The sequence below is a fragment of the Candidatus Cloacimonadaceae bacterium genome (assembly GCA_030693415.1).
Taxonomy (GTDB): Bacteria; Cloacimonadota; Cloacimonadia; order Cloacimonadales; family Cloacimonadaceae; genus JAUYAR01.
This window is the reverse complement of record JAUYAR010000069.1, coordinates 1-1,264: the sequence shown is the minus strand read 5'-3', so window position 1 is coordinate 1,264 and position 1,264 is coordinate 1. Positions and strand designations below refer to the sequence as shown.

Sequence of the window (1,264 nt, the reverse complement as noted above, 5' to 3'; positions counted from 1 at the left end):
TTTATGTAAGCTCAAACTTATAATTGACGGGATTAGCAATTTTTGTTTCTCATATTTCTTCGTGTATTTTTTATCGATCATATGCACAAGCCCTTGTACATTTGCCTGTCCAAGCGCCAGCAACAACGGTAAACTGTTGCGGAGCGCTGCGTTCAGCGCCCTTGTGGCAACCTGATGGAGTTCGTGACCTTCACCCAGCAGCAGACTTAATGCATCATTGACGGAGAATCCGTGTGCACCTTCCGCACGGGTGCCCTGACGGGACCAAACCGTATTCAGACACCAGACCGCTTCTGCCGGAAACGGAATAAGCGTTTTAGTCCAAACTGGCGTATCACCCTTGTTTTTTCCAAAACTCCGTAGCTTGATTGTGGGACCATTTCGGCTGCCCTCCTGCCAAAGCTGAGCTGAGCGGATAACATGCTCGGAGGAATATCGGTTGCTGGCGACAACCTTAGTACGCGCTTTATCCATCTTGACAAGGACAAACACCCGAATCTCGGAATCCACGGTTTCCTTTGTCCTGCCCCGCAAGGCCACCGTTACTTTCTCGGCGAGAGCGGAGAACTTTTCCTGACCTGTTTCAATTATTTCATCTACCTCATCCCCCATCATGCCGGCCAGTTCAGGCAAGTTGACCGGGATTTGGGATGGATAGGCAAAAAGAAGCATCGGTCGTTCCATGCGGCGAGACAGGTCACACCAGGTTTTACCTTTTCTCTCTTCCTTTCCAAGCCACTCAAGAGCACTCTTCATCCCTTTCCGCGCCGCATCTCCTGCTGGAAAGGAATAATGGTCGATCATGCCGTAACGTGTTTGGCAGGGTGACTCCTGGTTCATTGCTCGAAGAATGACATTGCCAAGAACAGGCAATCTGACGGGTGGAAATTTTTCATCCTTGCCCGACGCGTTGCGTCCGAAGGCGTCCAAGTCCGAACGAACATCTTTGGATGCTGCCGCCATGAAGCGTGTGTTCATCCAGCGCTGTACTTCCTGATGATTAGCCGGATATTCAAATCGCTCTCTATCTGCAAGTTCCAGAATGACTTGAAAATTCTTCGGGGCCATTCCATTGTAGAAGAATAGGGCATCTATCAAATCCGCAGTAGGCGTGGATTGAATGCTGTGTACAAGCGTATCGATAAGTTGCTGTTTGAATGCGTCTACCTTGATCTGTTTTGATCGCTTACATAGTTCACCTATGGATTCATGTTTCTTTGATGCTTCCCCAAGATACTCAGATAGTTCAGCTATTGGCTTCGTT

General features: G+C 48.7%; 1 protein-coding gene. It reads right to left on the bottom strand.

Annotation, left to right across the window (positions count from 1 at the left end; translation table 11 throughout):
• The coding region (locus tag Q8M98_04460; protein ID MDP3114012.1) for a hypothetical protein at positions 1-1,264 on the bottom strand (1,264 nt) is incomplete at both ends.